Genomic DNA, 17,407 nt, shown 5'->3' on the forward strand with positions numbered 1-17,407 from the left:
GGCATACAAGGGATATATTGTGATTTGTTCAATCACTTGCTTAGATATTAAGTTTTTCTACTCGCTTTTTGTGCCAATGGTAATCGTTTTGAATATTGTGAAGAACTCTTTTGCTGCTTGGCCTTGTTCACGGGCACCGGTACTTGAATTTTTCATTCCTCCAAACGGCGCTTGTGGCTCAGCACCACCCGTTTCATCGTTAACCTGTACAAGTCCAACTTCACTGCGGTTAATAAAATCAAAGGCTTTTGGAATGTTATTTGTATAAATAGAAGCGCTCAATCCAAAATCGGAATCATTCGATAATCGAATCGCTTCTTCATAATCTTTTACCTTTATGACAGCTAATACTGGTCCAAAAATCTCTTCATGAGCAATTGACATCTCATGTGTTACATTCGTAAAAATGGTCGGATCTATATAGTATCCTTCCACCATACCTTTTGTAGGACCTCCACCAAATACAAGCTCTGCTCCATCTGATTTAGCTTTTTCGATGGCCGTTAATATAGATTCATACTGCCCCTTGGATGACACAGGTCCCATTGTGACACCAACTTCGATTTTTTTAGCTTCATCAATTAACTGCTCCAACACCTGTTCATAAACCGCTTCCTCGATGTACACTCGACTAGTTGCTGTACAACGCTGTCCAGTCTGCTTCATCGCACCTTCAATCGTTAATTTTGCAGCTTGATTGATATTGGCATCAGCTAAAATGATTGCTGCATTTTTGCCTCCAAGCTCGAGCTGAATTTTTTTATTAGTCGATCCAACAGTATCTAGAATACTTTGCCCAACACTATTTGAACCGGTAAATGTAATCGCCTTTACTTCAGGTGCCTCCAATAATACCTGCCCCACTTTTGAACCACGGCCTTGCACAACATTTAATACGTTTTCTGGTAGGCCTGCTTGTATGAATAATTCGCCAATTAATTTACCGGTTAAAGCGCTTTCAACAGACGGCTTCCAAACAACTGTATTGCCATACACTAATGCAGGAGCAATTTTCCATAGAGGAATAGCGACAGGGAAATTCCAAGGAGTTATGGCGGCAACGACACCAAGAGGCACCCGCATTGTGTACAGTAATTTCGCTTCATTGGCTGACGGTAACACCTCACCTGTTGCCCGCATCCCTTCTTGTGCAAAATAACGTAAAATCGAAGCGCCACGTTTAACTTCACCAAGCATTTCATTTTTCGTTTTACCCATTTCACTCGAAGCTATTTCAGCTACTTTATCTATATTTTTCTCAAGTAAATCAGCTGTCACACGTAAAATCTCTCCACGTGCTACAGAAGATGTATTTTTCCAACCTTCAAACGCTTCCTGAGCTGCAACGATAACGTCTTTCGTTTCATCTATAGTTAAAAGCTCAACTTGGCCTATACATTGAGACGGCTTCGCTGGATTAAATTGTTCTCGTATTTCTCTAACGATGGTTGTCATAGAACTCCTCCTTCAAATAATGATCGTCAATACATTAGTACTCAAACTTCTTTTTCAACAATTGTTTTACGTATATGCTCAAATGTCTCGTCTAAAATACGTAACATTTCATCTAGCTCTACTTTTGATAGAATGAGAGGGGGAGAAAAAACAACTGTATCTTGATCATACGTAACTGTACGTAGAATCAATCCTCGTTTCATCGTTTCTTGTACAAAAATCGGGCTAAGAGCCGTTTCAAACAATTCACCCGTCTCACGGCTCTTCACTAATTCAATGGCTCCAAGTAAGCCAAGGGTACGCACTCTGCCGATAAAGCTATATTTTTCTTGCAGCGCTTGGAATCCTTTTAACATGGCCACCCCCATGTTTGCCGCATTTTCAACAAGATTTTCATTCTCAATGATGTCTATATTTTTCAACCCAACTTGGCAAGCAAGTGCATGACCGCTGTAAGTATATCCGTGCATTAATGTTCCTTTAGAAAGTTCGCAATAATCTTGATGAAGCTTTTCGGATATCGCCACACCACCAAGTTGAACATAACCACTTGATACTCCTTTAGCGAAAGTCATCATATCCGGCACTACCCCGTAATGCTCCATACCGAAGAATTTCCCTGTACGACCAAACCCCGTAATAACTTCATCCGCTATGAATAAAATACCGTACTCATCACAAATTTTTCGCACTTCTTTAAAATAATCTTTTTGTGGAATATTAACCCCACCTGCACCTTGCACAGGCTCAGAAATAAATGCCGCAACAGTCTCAGGGCCTAATGTTTCAATCGTTTCACGTAAATTTCGTACGGAATCGCTGAATACATAGTGGAAATCAGGGGCGTGTGAATTGGTAAAGTCACGGAATGCTTGTAAGCCTGTCGCACTTGTAGCCCCCATAGCTACACCATGGTATGAATGTGTACGAGAAATAATTTTTTGACGCTCTGGCTGCCCTTTCAGTAACCAGTAATGACGTGCTAATTTAATCGCTGTATCGTTCGACTCTGAGCCACCTGAAGTGAAAAATACAGTATTTAAGTCTCCCGGAGTTAAAGATGCGATTTTCGTCGCTAAACGGATAGCTGGTTCATTGCTAAATGTTGCGAAGCAGGAACTAAATGCTAATGTAGACATTTGCTCTTTCGCAACTTCGGCAATTTCTTTACGACCATGCCCAACATTTACATTCCATAAAGAAGACATCCCATCAATGTAGATATTCCCTTCTATATCTTTTAAATAAATGCCATTCCCTTCTGTAAAAATGGCTGCTGGACCTTGTGTTTGCTGTTGCTCAATCGACGTTGTTGGGTGTAGAAAATGCTTTTGATCTAACGTTTTTAATTCTTCTTTTAGTTGAATTGTCATAAATACCAACCTCTTTTCGTTTATAATTTCATTCACTTTTTTAATAGCAATTCTCATGCCATCTAATGAAAAAATTCTTTTAACGAAAAAAATATTGCTACATTTTTATAACTTGTGGTTGATTTCCGTTCCGGCTGGGCGCTTTGTCGCTGACGCTTATCGCTAATCCCCAAGGAGTCGCCCAATCTCCACTCCAATCAACTAATATTTATGGCATTCGTTTTACATAATTCTCGCTTCACAAAACTGCAACAAAATGAAAAAGAGACGCTTTCTTGTTTGAAAATGTCCCTTTCTTCTAAACAATTAACATATTAATGATGCATTTCATCATTTTCCTTGTATTATTTAGTGAGGATTGCGATATTACAGCTTATTTTGCATAAATGAAATTTTGATGCAAAAGTACATCGTTAGTCCTTATATGAAATTTGTCGCGTTAATTGGAACTTTTGAATTTTACGTACCAATGTTGACTGATCACAGCCAAGTGATTTGGCCGCTTGTCTTATACTTGGATATTTAGATAAAGCTTCCTTAATAATTTGTTTTTCAAACGCAGCTACTTGTTCCTTTAATGTGCCACTGAACTTTGGATTGATAACCGTTTCCTGGATATTTTGTATTTGTACAGGATTTTCCAGATCACGTGCAATCGTTGGGCTACTATCTAACTCTTGTTGCACAATATATACTGTTATTTCTGGCTGCGTTGCTAATAAGCAAATACGCTCCACCATATTTTTAAGCTGCCGTACATTTCCCGGCCAATCGTGAGACTCTAATATTTTCATAGCAGATGAATCAATCGTCCGGTGGATGCCGTATTTTTCTCCGATTACAGCCAAAAAATGGTTGACCAGCGGAATAATATCTTGACGACGTTGCCTTAATGGTGGAATTTCAATCGGGATAATATTTAAACGATAATATAGATCCTCACGGAATTCACCTTGCCTCACCATCTCCGCTAAATTGCGATTTGTTGCAGCGATTATGCGTACATCAATAGGAATAGGCTTACCACTACCAATACGCTGAACCTCCGATTCTTGGAGCACACGTAATAATTTTGCCTGTAGTAGTAAGGGCATCTCTCCAATTTCATCTAAAAACACTGTACCGCCTGATGCAATCTCAAATAACCCTGCCTTTCCACCTCTTGCCGCTCCCGTAAATGCTCCTGCCTCATAGCCAAACAGTTCGGATTCTAATAAATTTTCAGGAATTGCACTACAGTTAATCGTTAATATTTGCTTATTGTGACGTCGGCTGTTTGCATGAATAAGCTTTGTAATTTCCTCTTTACCTACGCCTGATTCACCACCAATTAATACAGTAGAGTCTACCTCTGCAATCCTCATAACACGCTTTACTACCTGCATCATTGCGGCAGACACAGCTATTAAACTACTTTTGGTTGATTCTTTAGTATGTAAGGCATGTAGCTTATTTTTAAAATTCTCGTTTTGAACTTCTAATTTTTTTACTTCCTTCTCTAACAGTTTTAATTGTGTCATATCACGAGTAATTGCTACTACGTATTGTAATTCACCGTGTTCATCAAATATTGGCTTACCAGAAACTAAAAAACATTTTCCATTAATGAACGTCTGCAAAATAGTTACTTTTTCTTTTGATTCAATGACTTTTATCGAAATGGAATCACTCATTAAACCTTCAGCGATTACGTCTTTTGCATATCTTCCCATTAAATCGATGCCAACTATTTCAATATCAATATCATTTTGAAATAAAATTTTACCGTAACTATCACATACTGTAACGCCATCTGATATAGAGTTTAATACTTTAATTGACAGTGGGTTCATAAAATCAATATGGCTATACTGCATGAATGGTTTGACATGAAATACGCTACCTTGCGAAGTTTCTAATACGTGAATAAAATAACCTTCTACCTCGAACGTTTTTGTTCCTTTTTGATATTGTTTTATTATTTTTTCAAGAAGCTCTCGTTGGATATCACTTTTAATCATTACTTCCTCATTTTTTACAATAAAAAAATGTTCCTCTTTATGAAGTTCAGTTATCGACATATAGACCACTTCCTCTCGAACTAAAAAAATTCGCTCACTTTCTACGGAGCATTTGCAAGCCTAAAAGGTGTTAAATCGTCCTTTAATGGCTTGAAATCTCGGAGAAACATTGCGAATTTTTTATATTTTACGTATTCTACTCTGAGGCTAGCTTTTCCTCTATTTGCTCTGCTGATCTTGTCGACAGTTTTCGCATAATCATAAACAACACAACAGAGCCGATCAATACTAATGTACTTAAATAAAATTGGGCGCGTAAAGATTCAATGAGTGCTTGGCATAAATAAACGACTGTTAAAATTCCAATTGTGACATACGACAAGTATGGGAATAACCACATTTTTATCGCTAATGGCTCATCTGAAACTTTGTCATAATACCGCCGGAAACGAATTTGTGAAATGGCAATGAAAATATAAACAGCTATCATTAATCCTCCAACACAATTACCTAAAAAATAGAAAATGACTTCAGGTGAAATGAAGTATAGCATCGCACAAATATATGCCACCACTGTACTGCCAAGAATAGCTGGTACAGGTGCACCTCGACGATTTTTAATTTGTGAGAATATTTTCGGTGCATCTCCTTGACGCGACATTTCAAGTAACATACGTGAGCTTGTATAAAGAGCAGAATTTAAAACCGAGATTAACGAAATAAAAATTACGATTTGAATTAGTTGAGCAGCAATAGGAAGCCCAGCCATCGTTAAGATATTTGCGTAAGGTGCTGCCAATATTTTCGAATCATTCCAAGGTATGATTAAAATCATAATGGCTACTGAACCTACAAAAAATAAACCTAACCGAAATACAACGTTGCGAATGGCGCGAACAATATTTTTCGCCGGATTTTCAGACTCTGCTGCCGCTATGGCTGCAACCTCAGCACCACAAATGGAGAAAATAACAAAGACAATTCCTGTTAAAATGGGCACAATACCATTTGGTGCAAATCCACCGAATTCTGTTAAAATACTTAACCCCTTCGGCTCATAATTTGGCCAAATTCCTAAAATCATCGCTAGACCTACTACTAAAAATACGACAATAGCTGTAACTTTAACAAAGGAAAGCCAATATTCGAATTCACCAAATGATTTTACTGAATAAATATTAATAACTGTCATCAATAATGTTATGCCTACACTTCCGGCCCAAGTTGGGATCATTGGAAACCAATTATGCAGCATCCCACCTATGAGTGCGGCTTCTAACCCCACAATAAACACCCAGCTTGCCCAATAAAGCCAGCCTACTGTAAAACCTGCCCATGGACCAATATACTTTCCTGCATATGAAGCAAATGAACCTAACTCTGCTGAACCACCAGATTTCTTCCCTAAAACTATTTCTCCTGATGCCATTTCCCCAACCATTTGCATGATTAAAACTATGAGTAAGCATGCAATCGTATATGAAACCACCGCTGCAGGACCGGTACTTAAAATATTTTTCCCTGTCCCGACAAATAGCCCTGTGCCAATAACCCCTCCAATGGAAATCATCGTAATATGCCTTGTTTTCAGTGATTTTTGCAAAGCTCCCATTAAACCACCCCTTTTGTGTTTTATGTAGACATTTACTAGCCCCTTTCCTCTAATTCAATGTCTACCGTTTAATGAGCAATTCCGATGCCAAACCTATTCAACTATTAAAAATTTCAAAAAATTATCAATCTGTATATCTGTTGTTATTTTTTATTATTTAAAACAAAAATTGTTGATGACATTAAAAAAAGTTGTAATTTTAGTTGATTGGAGTGGAGGCTGGGCGACTCCTTAGGGATCAGCGATAGAGGAACAAAGGCTAAAAACATCACGTCCTGTGATAACGCCTTCGTGACCAACATCCTGCTGCTGTCGCTTCGCTTTCGCGCAAAAAACATCCTGCTGCTGTCGCTTCGCTTTCGCGCAAAAAACATCCTGCTGCTGTCGCTTCGCTTTCGCGCAAAAAACATCCTGCTGCTGTCGCTTCGCTTTCGCGCAAAAAACATCCTGTTGCCCTAAGCGGCTCATCGGACGCCCCCAGGAAGCTTTGCTCTGTGCGAAAGTGCAACGACAGCAACGACAAAGCGCCCAGCCGGAACGGAAATCAACTTCATGTTATGATGAGGATCCTTTACAAAAATTTATGAATGTATTCATATGCGACTTTGAAAATTTCGATGCAAAAATACATCAACGACAGTTTGTTTGCATCACCTATCCTATCCATATACACGGTTAAATGAACTCATAATATTCATCTCTTCCCTGTACTTCGCTACTGTCCGCCTGGATATTTGGATACCTTCCGTACTTAAAATAGTTGTAATATGCTGATCAGTTAAAGGTTTTTGTTTATCTTCAGCATCAATCAACTGTTTAAGCCGCTTTTTAATATACATAATAGAATCCATTTTCCCAGATATATTCATTACTCCTTTTGTAAATAACGATTGTAAGCCATACACACCTTGAGAAGTTTTTATATATTTTCCACGAACAGCTCGACTAATTGTTGACACATGTAGACCTAAAATGTCAGCTACATCTTTTAACCGCATAGGCTTTATTGCTTCAATTCCTTTATTGAAAAAATCCTCTTGCAACTCGACTAACAATCTAGCTAATTCGTAAAGTGTTTTATCACGTTGTTCAATCCCTTGTAACAATAAAAGAGCATCTTTCATTGTGTCTTTGAAATATGTTTTACAATTCGGATCATTTTTTAATATCTCAACATAATGTTTATCGATTGAAACGATTGGTAAATATCCACGATTTACATTAATCATCCATTCCTCTCCTAATTTCTCTACTTCGATTTCAGGAATGACATATGGAATCGTTTCAAATTTATCACCTGTCACCATTGGTTTTAAATTTTTGATATAGTGGACAGTTTTCTTCACTTCCTGTATAGGCGTTTTATACTTTTTACTTAACTGTTTAATGGACTGTGCTGCCACTAGCTCTAAATCCGTTTTGATAAATTGAGAGGTCCATTTTGGTGCGAGCGCATCCCTGTCTACTTGAATGAGTAAATATTCTTTATAATTCCGTGCTCCTACTCCTACTGGCTCGAAAGTTTGAAGTAAATCCAATAGTGCTTCTATGTGCAAAACTTTTGTCTTAAATTTATTTGCGACGATTTCTAAATCAACATCTAAAAATAGACGATCATCTAAGGAACGAATTAAAAATGTTAAGATTTTCAAATCTAACGAAGATAGATTTTTATGCATAGGCACTTGTTCCAATAAAAACTGCTCAAAGCTTTCTTTTGCAGCAAGCTTCATCTCAATAGGGTTAAATGAATTATTTTGCCGTCCATAATATTGTGCAGAAAAATTTTTAAAGGAATAGCTTGCTAACTGCTGAATTTCCTCATATTGACTTTTCATCGTCGCGTCAGTGACAACTAACAGCGGATTTTCATTTGCTTTGTCATAAATAAACTGTTCTAATTCATTTGTTGAATATTGCAGTATTTCTAAATGCTGTACTAGTTGTGCTGATAAAACTTGCATTACTTTTTGGGAAGTTTTGATAGCCAGTTGCATACCCCATACCTCCTTAACAGAATTTTCTACATAGTAACATGTTTATTCTTTGATTTTCCATTTTTTCGTAATTTTTTTATTTCATTTAGACATTCCTAAATTACCTCTTCGAATTTTCTAATAATTCCAAAAAAAGTAATTGACTACATTCATAAGTAATCATAAAATACACATATACAATATTAGTTACCACATTGCGGTAAAAAGGAGGAATGATGAAATGTTTCATTTACCAACTGTGCAATTTACACAAGAGCAAGAACAATTTCGTTTAGATGTTCGAACGTTTCTACAGGAAGAATTAGTAAAAGGAACCTTCACGTCTAAATGTGACTCTTGGTTAAGTGGAGATGATCCTGAATTTTCTAAACTAATTGGTCAAAAAGGTTGGATTGGTTTAACTTGGCCAAAAAAATATGGTGGTCAAGAGCGCAGTACCATAGATCGATACATTTTAACGGAGGAATTTTTAGCCGTTGGTGCTCCAGTTGCAGCACATTGGTTTGCTGATCGCCAAACAGGACCACTTCTTTTACGATATGGGACAGAAGAGCAACGTGAATATTTCTTACCGAAAATCGTGAAAGGTGAATGCTACTTCGGCATAGGCTTAAGTGAACCAAATAGTGGCTCTGACTTAGCTTCGGTTAGCACACGTGCTGAAAAAGTAGAGGGTGGCTGGATTGTCAACGGACAAAAAATATGGACGAGTAATGCACACCTTTGCCACTATATGGTGACTTTAGTGCGTACTAGTCCTTTTGATGGAAAAAGTAAACACGCAGGCCTTAGTCAGCTAATCGTCGATTTACATGCAGAAGGCGTAACCGTTGTTCCTATTAAGTTTTTAACCGGTGAACATCATTACAACGAAGTGTTCTTTGAAAATGTTTTTGTACCTGACAATATGGTTGTTGGAGAAATCGGTAATGGTTGGGCTCAAGGATTGGCTGAGCTTGCCTTTGAGCGTAGTGGTCCAGAGCGAATATTGAGTACTTTCCCATTAATTGATGAGCTTATTCAAGAGTTAAAGCGCCAAAACAATTTAGAAGGTTTAAAACAAGCGTCAAAAATTGTAGCTCGTCTTTGGAGTCTACGAAATTTGTCACTTGGAGTAGCCCAGCTTTTAGAATCTGGTAATGGTGAAGACGTATCTATTCCGGCTGCACTTGTGAAGGCACTTGGGACGAAATTCGAGCAAAGTATTCCTGAAATCACACGTTTAATCGTACAGACTTATCCAACACTTGATGCGCATCGTAAAATTGATCGCTTTATGGCTGAATCCATTTTACATGCACCAGGCTTTACTATTCGAGGAGGAACTTCAGAGGTATTGTATGGCGTTGTAGCGAAAGGGGTTATAGCACAATGAGTGAAATGAGAGACATGATCGTTGATGTTGTAGAGCGCATGTTAAAAGAAAAAGTGGATAAAGATTTAGTCGATACAGTAGAACAAGGTCACTGGGCACCAGAGCTATGGGATCTATTTAAAGAAAACCGGATGACTGCGGTAGCCATTACAGAAGAAAATGGCGGTGCAGGTGGCGATATAGAGGATTTATTGAATATTGTTCGTTTAACTGGAAAATATGCTGCACCGATTCCATTTACTGAAACAACATTTGCAAATTATTTATTGGAATTTACGAACTTACAAGTAATCGAGGATTTGGCTACGTATATGCTTTGTCCTGATCAAGCCTTTACGTTAGAGAACGGCAAATTAACGGGAGAGGCGATTCATATTCCTTGGGCACGCCATACAAAAAATCTAGTGACACTTGCCCGTAGCAAGGATGGTACACATCTTGTAGAAATAAATTTAAGCCAAGCTGAAATTAAAGAAGCTACGAATTTGGCAGGTGAGCCGCGTGATACTGTGAGATTCCAACATAGTACAACTTCACAAGTGTCCGCAGTGTTATCTCCTGACAAGATACGCACTATAACAACACTCCATACAGCTTTTCAATTAGCACTGATGACTGGTGCCATCGATAAAATAAATGACTTAACTGTTCAATATACGAAAGAACGTGAACAATTTGGTCGTCCGATCCATCGCTTTCAGCTCGTTCAGCAACATATTGTACATTTAGCAGGTGAAACGGCTATAGCATTAGCAGCATTCAATAATGTTACCGAAGCCCTTCTGATGAACAAGCAAAATAGTGAGGTTGCTTACGCTAGCATTCGTTTTGAAGAAATCATCCAAACAGTTACAACAATTGCGCATCAAGTTCACGCTGCAATTGGTACAACACACGAACATAGTTTGCATCAATTTACACGCAGACTTTGGTCTTGGCGCGATGAAGGAGCCAGCACCTCATATTGGACTAATTTGGTCGCAACACAGCTAATGGAAAGTGGTGATAGTCTTTGGGGATATTTAACTCCTTTTAGCAAAAGTTCTCCCCTTCTCAAAGTAGAAGGATAGTGAAAAATGCTGTAATGACTAAATTTGTGACAAAACATTCATGACATGATAAGGAGAGGGTTATCAATGACTGATTTACTTTTTGAAGTGCAAGACCATATTGCCACAATTACACTAAATAAACCTGAAACGTATAATGCTTTCAGTGAAGAAATGATTTCCGAATGGATTAAAGCTCTTGAGGTTGTTCGTGACTCAGATGATATTCGAGTTGTCATTGTTAAAGGCAATGGGAAATCGTTTTGTGCAGGTGGCGATATTAAAGCGATGCAAGCCGGTGAAGGGTTTTTCAAGAGTGAAGAAGATATCTCCTCCACAGGCTTAGCAAGAAAAAATTCACTATGGAAAAAGATTCAACGTATTCCCCTACTACTTGAGGAAATTGATAAGCCTGTTATTGCACAAGTTCATGGATTTGCAATGGGTGCCGGTCTTGATATGGCCTTAATGTGTGACATTCGGATTGCTGCAAAATCTACAAAAATATCAGAAAGCTATATTAACGTAGCAATTGTTCCCGGTGATGGTGGTGCTTATTATTTACCAAAATTAATAGGCATCGATCAGGCATTGGACATGTTCTGGACAGCTCGTGTATTAACTGCTGATGAAGCAAAAGACAAAGGCGTTGTGACATTTGTTGTGGAAGACCATGAGCTTGAGGAATACACATTGAATTATGCGAAGGAATTAGCAAGTCGTCCAACTACGACATTACAATTCATTAAACGTGCTGTTTATCAAAGTCAACGGATGGATTTACGTTCTGCTCTTGACTATATTTCATCACAAATGGCCATTGTAACAGAGCTAGATGATTTTAAAGAGGGTGTAAGCGCAGTTGTTGAAAAACGTAAGCCTGTATATAAATGATGTGTGTAGGAGGAAGGACAATGCAACCTCTTGAAAATATTCGAGTGTTAGATTTATCTCGTGTTTATGCTGCTCCTGCTGGCTCCATGATGTTGGCAGATTTAGGAGCAGAAGTAATTCGCACAGAACATCCGAATGGCTCTGATAGTATGCGTGACTGGGGGCCATTTGTAAATGATCAAAGCACGTATTATTTATGTGCTAATCGCAATAAAAAATCAATCACCTTAGATTTAAAAACAATAGAAGGCAGAGAAAGATTTAAAGAGCTTGTCAAAGATGCTGATGTCGTACTCGAAAATTTTAAGACTGGGGACATGGAGCGGATGGGGCTAAGCTATGAGGAACTAACAAAAGTGAATCCAAGAATCATTTATTGTGCTGTAACGGGATTCGGTCAAACCGGTCCTCTTGCGCATGAGCCAGGCTTCGACCCAGTTATTCAAGCAATGAGTGGTTTAATGCATGTCACTGGCTCAGCTGAAGGTGAAGCGACAAAAGTCGGCGTCCCTATTGCGGATATTTTAACCTCTAATTATGTTGTCATTAGTATTTTAGCCGCTCTACGAATGCGCGATCTAACAAATAAAGGTCAATTTATTGACTTAGCTTTATTAGACGTTCAAATGAGTAGCTTAGCGAATGTAGCTAGCGCTTATTTAAATACAGGTTTTATCTCAGAACGTCTAGGTAATCGTCATAATAATGTTGCGCCGTATCAAGTGTTTCACTGTGCGGATGGTCCATTAATGATTTGTGTTGGTACAGATGGACAATTTCAAAAGTTCTGCACTATGTTGAAACGTGAAGAATGGGCCGATGATTCACGTTTTTTAACTAATACGATGCGCAAGCAACATGAAGCTGAGCTTGTTGAGATGATTACTGACATTACGATGACTAAAACACGGGATGAATGGATTACATTATTACAACAATACAAAATTCCAGGTGGACGTGTGAACACGATTGCTGAAGCACTAGAACAACCGCAATTTATTGCACGTGACATGATTGGTGAAATAGAGCATGAACAATATGGTACAATCAAATTCATCAAAAACCCGTTAAAGTTCTCAAATTTAAATATTCAATATAAATTAGCACCACCGATACTTGGACAACATACAAACGAATTCCAAAAGTCCTCTCTACCAAAATAAAATTGCGCTATAATAGAAGTAAATTTTATCTTCAACTAATAAATGCTTTTATGCACAAAAAAACATAACGGCATGCATATATGAAGATAAATCCTCCGGCGGAAGTCGAAGAAAATTTTATTACGTAGGTGACGGGATGAATCAGGAAATTTTCGAAAAAAACTATACAATGTCATCGCTGCACAAAGCTATTAAAGTATTAAAAGCTTTTTCAAAAGATGAACCTAGCCTTTCCCTAACTGAGTTAAGTAAAAAAACAGGGATAAGCATTTCCAGTTTACAGCGCTTCGTTTCTACCTTTGTATACGAAGGCTTTCTTCACAAAGATGAACGTACAAAGCGCTATCAATTAGGTCATTCACTTCTGTATTTAGGAAATTTAGTAAAAGAAGAATCAAGTCTTATTATTGTCGCTGAACCTATCTTGAAAAAGCTAAACGAAGAAATCGGTGAAAGTGTTTCCATGAATATTATTGATGGATTGGAGAGACGATGTATTTTAAACTATGATTCAACATATCCGCTTTCAACGAAAATGTTTGTTGGTGACACCTCCCCCCTTTATGCAGGTGCATCATCTAAAATACTGCTCGCTTTTATGCCCAATGTTGATGAATATGTAGAGAATATAAGTCTTGAACCTATCACTGATCACACAATACTTCTAAAAGAGCAGCTATTGAAGGAATTACAGCATATCCGTTTACAACGTTTTGCAAAAAGTAATAGCGAACGTGTGCGCGGAGCATGCTCTTTATCTGTACCAATTTTAAACGCTTCTAACCAAATAATTGCATCGGTGTCACTCGTTATACCAGAAGTACGATATAGTGACTACGATGAAAATTTATTAATTGAAACTATTCAGAGCGTTGCATTACAAATCGAAGAGCAATTGTATTGATAGAAACAATAAATAAACCCGAATAGGTTCACTTTTAAAGTGTCCTCTATTCGGGTTTAATGCTTTAATTATTTGTTAATCTTAAAAAATCATGCCAATGATTTAAGCGTGGCAGTTCAACTTGCTTGTTATACGATTGATTTTTTAAAATTACTTTTGTCTTCACATCTTGAAGTGTTTCTAATACAGCCGGTTTATCATCTACATAAATATCTAAAGAAAGTTCTTTTATGATTGCTACTTTTTCTGTATCTTGCATGCCGCAGAAAAAGTGACCTTCTGTGACTGGGAAACCTTGTGCCCTCATCCATTCACGTGTTTGCTCACAATACTGTTTAGGACGTGACGTAATATAGTAAATCTCATGTCCCTGTTGTGCCAAAGCTTGGAGTGTTTCTAGCGCCCCCTCAAAAGAAGGACAGTCCGTAAAATATATATCCTCTAATGAACGATTCCACATCGCCGCTCCTTCTTTGTCTGTTAATCCAAAAGGTTCGTGAATTTCAACTCTTTGTAAGGCTTGAAATACTTCAAATGCAACATTTTTACCAAGCTTTTTATTATAGAGTGCAAAAGCGTGTGCTCGTAAATCAATAAGTGTGTCATCTATATCAAAGCCAAATTTCATCTAGTTTTTCTTCCCTTCAAGAAGCATTGTTTATGAAGCTTTTTCATTTTGCTTCACTAAAACTTCCCCAACAAATTGCCAACGCCTTCTTCATTTAAACGCCTGCGCAAGTGGCGAAAGTAATGACCACGCCACTCGGCCAATCCCCTACGATCCATACTTCTGCTTGACCGTTAGTTTCCCTCAGTTTTCTTCGGATAGGCAATAATACGTAAATCTTGCCCTACTTGCTCAAATGAAGCAAATTCTACATCCCATGCCTCATCCATCGTAGACGGATTAGGACCAGCAAATGGTGTTAATGATAAACGACCACCGAGTACCTTTGGCGCTATGTAAATCACATATTTATTGATAGCACCTTGCTGTAAAAATGAAGAGTTTACGGTGCTTCCACCTTCTACCAAAATATCAGTAATGCCATATTGATATAGTTTTTCAAGCATATCATCCACAACAAGCCCCTCAGATTCATGTCGAACTGGTAATACAGTTACGCCTTTTTCTTCGAACGCTGTTATTTTTTCTTGGCTGGCATTCTCACTACAAACAATAATCGTTTTAGCTTCTTCAACATTTAGTACATTAGCATGTGCTGGTGTACGAAGTGAGCTATCCATAATAATGCGTACTGGATTTTTTCCGTAATCTTCCTTTAATCTTGTCGTTAATGATGGATTGTCAGCTATGACTGTACCAATACCAACTAAAATCCCATCCACCTCATGACGAATATAGTGAACATCCTCACGTGCTGCCTCACCAGTCACCCATTTGGAATGACCCGTATGGGCAGCTATTTTTCCATCTAAAGTCATCGCAAATTTTGAAATAATAAACGGTCGTTTTGTTAGCATATTGTGAATGAAGCGTTCATTTAAGCGTTGAGCTTGAGCTTCAAGCACACCTACCGCAACCTCAATGCCCGCATCTCGTAACAGTTGAATACCACGCCCAGCTACAGCCGGATTGGGATCTTGCATGGCTACAACAACACGACTAACAGCTGAATCCTTCACTAAATTTGCACATGGAGGTGTTTTTCCATAATGTGAACATGGCTCAAGCGTTACATAAAGCGTCGCACCTTTAGCATGTTCTCCAGCCATCCGGAATGCGTGTACCTCTGCATGCGGTTCACCTGCTTTTCTGTGTAAACCGGTTCCAACGATTACATCATCTTTCACGATTACTGCCCCAACAAGTGGATTAGGGTTCGTATTTCCTCTAGCACTAGCTGCTAAATCGAGTGCTAGCTGCATATATTTTTCATCTGTTGTCATCTTCAAATCCTCCACTTACTTCTTTTCTCGTATATGTCCAGATTTTTCAACTTTTGTGTCTAAATAAAAACGGTTTGTCTCCGTTACCCCTCCCCATAATGGGACATGTCCGTCCGCTGCTAAGCCATGCGCTTGCAATGCTGCAAGCTTCTTCGGATTATTAGTAATGAGTGTAACTGCTTTTGAACGAAGTACAGCTAACACAGTAATGGCATCTTCATAAGAACGAGTATCGTCTTGGAAGCCGAGAGCATGATTTGCTTCAACCGTATCTAACCCCTCTTCTTGTAATAAATAAGCAAGAGATTTCGAGAATAGCCCGATGCCACGACCTTCATGATCTGCTAAATAGAAAATAGCTCCACAGCCGTGCTCCACAATCATTTTCATCGATTCATGTAATTGATAACCACAGTCACAGCGCTGGCTTCCAAAAATATCACCTGTATGACAAATGCTGTGCATACGAATTAAAGCATCCTCCGCATTTGCGAAATCTCCATAAACAAGCACTGACGATTGTTGTAAAAACGCTAAATTTGCAGATGCTAATCCATCAATAATTTCTTCTTTTGATAGTTCGGCATCTACTTTTAACCAGTTGTACCATTGAAATGTTGCTGAAAAATCGCCTTGTTTTATTGGTAATTTTACCGGACCAACTAGGCAAATATTTTCAGTTTCAGATTGCTTCACGATTGTCATTTTGTCTTTCACTATATCCATAACTTTAGTTGTAATTGTCATATTTTTCTCCAACCTTCTATATGTTAACAGTTAGCTAAATCTACTAACTGAGCACTTGTATTTTCACAACACTTACATAATGTAACTTAGTTTATAATAATAACCGAAAGCTGTCAAATAACTGCTGCTAATCTATTATAAAATTAATCAGTATAAAAAACTGCTACAAGACATTTTTATCATATACTAATAGCTTATGGAGATGCTATTTTTTCTGTGCAGGCTAGTCTATAATAAGCTGTGGCAACTGTAATGACGAAAGGAAGTTTAGAATGAACTTAGAAAAAAATGTTCAGGTGAAGCAGCCAAAGTACCAACAAATAGCTGTTGATTTAGCCTCAAAAATCGTGGAAAGAAAATATCAAATCGGGGATAAAATTTATGCGAGATCCTCGCTTGCTAGCCAATATAATGTTTCTGCAGAAACTGCAAGAAGAGCGATTGCTGTTTTGCAAGACTTGGAAATTGTGGAGGCCTCTAAAGGCAGTGGGGTCATCATTAAATCATACGAAAAGGCTGCGCATTTTGTCCGCCAATTCCATGATGTTCAATCTGTGCATGAAATACAAAATGAACTTATGACTAGTATTCAGAAACAGCACCTAGAATTAATAAATTTGCAGGAAAAGACTAAACAGCTAATTAGTCGAACTGAACATTTCCGATCCGTCAACCCATTTATCCCGTATCAATTAGAGATGACAGCTGAAAGTCCTTGTATCCATCAGACTGTACAAACATTAAATTTTTGGCAAAATACATCTAGTACGATTGTTGGTATTCGTCGTGGAAATGAATTATTACTGTCACCTGGTCCTTATGTATCTTTTGAAGAAGGAGATATCATTTACTTTATCGGTAATGACGAATGTTTCGCTCGAGTTCAGAGTTTTTTATATCCAAATTAAAAACCGCTTAAGCGCTGAT

Annotated in this window: 15 protein-coding genes; 6 read left to right on the forward strand and 9 right to left on the reverse strand. The window is 38.0% G+C overall.

The genetic code is table 11. From position 1 onward, the window contains the following. Window positions 1-57: 57 nt before the first annotated feature. From BFJ97_RS01945 to rpoN, 6 genes are all read right to left on the reverse strand, one after another. Window positions 58-1,455: an aldehyde dehydrogenase family protein gene (locus BFJ97_RS01945; RefSeq protein ID WP_068982962.1), complete on the reverse strand. Its 1,398-nt coding sequence runs from the start codon at window positions 1,453-1,455 to the stop codon at window positions 58-60. Between the two features lie 41 nt (window positions 1,456-1,496). Continuing rightward, entirely contained in the window at window positions 1,497-2,828 is a 1,332-nt protein-coding gene (locus BFJ97_RS01950) for an aminotransferase family protein (protein ID WP_068982963.1), read from the reverse strand. A 413-nt stretch (window positions 2,829-3,241) separates the two neighbouring features. Beyond that, window positions 3,242-4,888 (reverse strand): sigma-54 interaction domain-containing protein, encoded by a 1,647-nt coding sequence (locus BFJ97_RS01955; protein WP_068982964.1) that lies wholly within the window; start codon window positions 4,886-4,888, stop codon window positions 3,242-3,244. A gap of 136 nt (window positions 4,889-5,024) precedes the next feature. Beyond that, window positions 5,025-6,440: an amino acid permease gene (locus BFJ97_RS01960; RefSeq protein WP_068982965.1), complete on the reverse strand. Its 1,416-nt coding sequence runs from the start codon at window positions 6,438-6,440 to the stop codon at window positions 5,025-5,027. A 231-nt stretch (window positions 6,441-6,671) separates the two neighbouring features. Then, entirely contained in the window at window positions 6,672-6,908 is a 237-nt protein-coding gene (locus BFJ97_RS01965) for a hypothetical protein (protein ID WP_068982966.1), read from the reverse strand. A gap of 191 nt (window positions 6,909-7,099) precedes the next feature. Continuing rightward, window positions 7,100-8,437 carry an RNA polymerase factor sigma-54 gene (rpoN, locus tag BFJ97_RS01970; protein WP_068982967.1) on the reverse strand — a complete coding sequence of 446 codons (1,338 nt, stop codon included), beginning with the start codon at window positions 8,435-8,437 and terminating at the stop codon, window positions 7,100-7,102. A gap of 220 nt (window positions 8,438-8,657) precedes the next feature. On the opposite strand from rpoN, the gene BFJ97_RS01975 reads away from it, so the two are divergent. The 5 genes from BFJ97_RS01975 to BFJ97_RS01995 all read left to right on the forward strand — a co-directional run bounded on the left by BFJ97_RS01975 (window position 8,658) and on the right by BFJ97_RS01995 (window position 13,822). Continuing rightward, window positions 8,658-9,812 (forward strand): acyl-CoA dehydrogenase family protein, encoded by a 1,155-nt coding sequence (locus BFJ97_RS01975; protein ID WP_068982968.1) that lies wholly within the window; start codon window positions 8,658-8,660, stop codon window positions 9,810-9,812. Beyond that, on the forward strand, window positions 9,809-10,882 hold the full coding sequence (locus BFJ97_RS01980; RefSeq protein WP_068982969.1) for an acyl-CoA dehydrogenase family protein: 1,074 nt from the start codon (window positions 9,809-9,811) through the stop codon (window positions 10,880-10,882). Before BFJ97_RS01975 ends, BFJ97_RS01980 begins: the two co-directional genes overlap by 4 nt. A gap of 66 nt (window positions 10,883-10,948) precedes the next feature. Further along, window positions 10,949-11,755 (forward strand): enoyl-CoA hydratase/isomerase family protein, encoded by an 807-nt coding sequence (locus BFJ97_RS01985; protein ID WP_068982970.1) that lies wholly within the window; start codon window positions 10,949-10,951, stop codon window positions 11,753-11,755. A gap of 20 nt (window positions 11,756-11,775) precedes the next feature. Next, window positions 11,776-12,918, forward strand: a complete 1,143-nt coding sequence (locus BFJ97_RS01990) for a CaiB/BaiF CoA transferase family protein (protein WP_068982971.1) — start codon at window positions 11,776-11,778, stop codon at window positions 12,916-12,918. 136 nt (window positions 12,919-13,054) lie between these two features. Beyond that, a complete protein-coding gene (locus tag BFJ97_RS01995) occupies window positions 13,055-13,822 on the forward strand; it encodes an IclR family transcriptional regulator (protein ID WP_068982972.1) in 768 nt (255 codons plus the stop codon). A 64-nt stretch (window positions 13,823-13,886) separates the two neighbouring features. Here the strand turns inward: BFJ97_RS01995 and BFJ97_RS02000 are convergent, their stop codons facing one another. From BFJ97_RS02000 to BFJ97_RS02010, 3 genes are all read right to left on the reverse strand, one after another. Further along, window positions 13,887-14,450 carry a 5' nucleotidase, NT5C type gene (locus BFJ97_RS02000; RefSeq protein WP_068982973.1) on the reverse strand — a complete coding sequence of 188 codons (564 nt, stop codon included), beginning with the start codon at window positions 14,448-14,450 and terminating at the stop codon, window positions 13,887-13,889. Between the two features lie 173 nt (window positions 14,451-14,623). Beyond that, window positions 14,624-15,733: a bifunctional diaminohydroxyphosphoribosylaminopyrimidine deaminase/5-amino-6-(5-phosphoribosylamino)uracil reductase RibD gene (ribD, locus tag BFJ97_RS02005; RefSeq protein ID WP_068982974.1), complete on the reverse strand. Its 1,110-nt coding sequence runs from the start codon at window positions 15,731-15,733 to the stop codon at window positions 14,624-14,626. A 15-nt stretch (window positions 15,734-15,748) separates the two neighbouring features. After that, entirely contained in the window at window positions 15,749-16,480 is a 732-nt protein-coding gene (locus tag BFJ97_RS02010) for a GTP cyclohydrolase II (RefSeq protein ID WP_068982975.1), read from the reverse strand. Window positions 16,481-16,752: 272 nt separating this feature from the next. On the opposite strand from BFJ97_RS02010, the gene BFJ97_RS02015 reads away from it, so the two are divergent. Continuing rightward, window positions 16,753-17,388, forward strand: a complete 636-nt coding sequence (locus BFJ97_RS02015) for a TrkA C-terminal domain-containing protein (protein ID WP_068982976.1) — start codon at window positions 16,753-16,755, stop codon at window positions 17,386-17,388. Window positions 17,389-17,407: the final 19 nt, after the last annotated feature.

The sequence above is a fragment of the Lysinibacillus xylanilyticus genome, assembly GCF_001708185.1.
In the GTDB taxonomy this organism is placed as follows: domain Bacteria; phylum Bacillota; class Bacilli; order Bacillales_A; family Planococcaceae; genus Lysinibacillus; species Lysinibacillus xylanilyticus_A.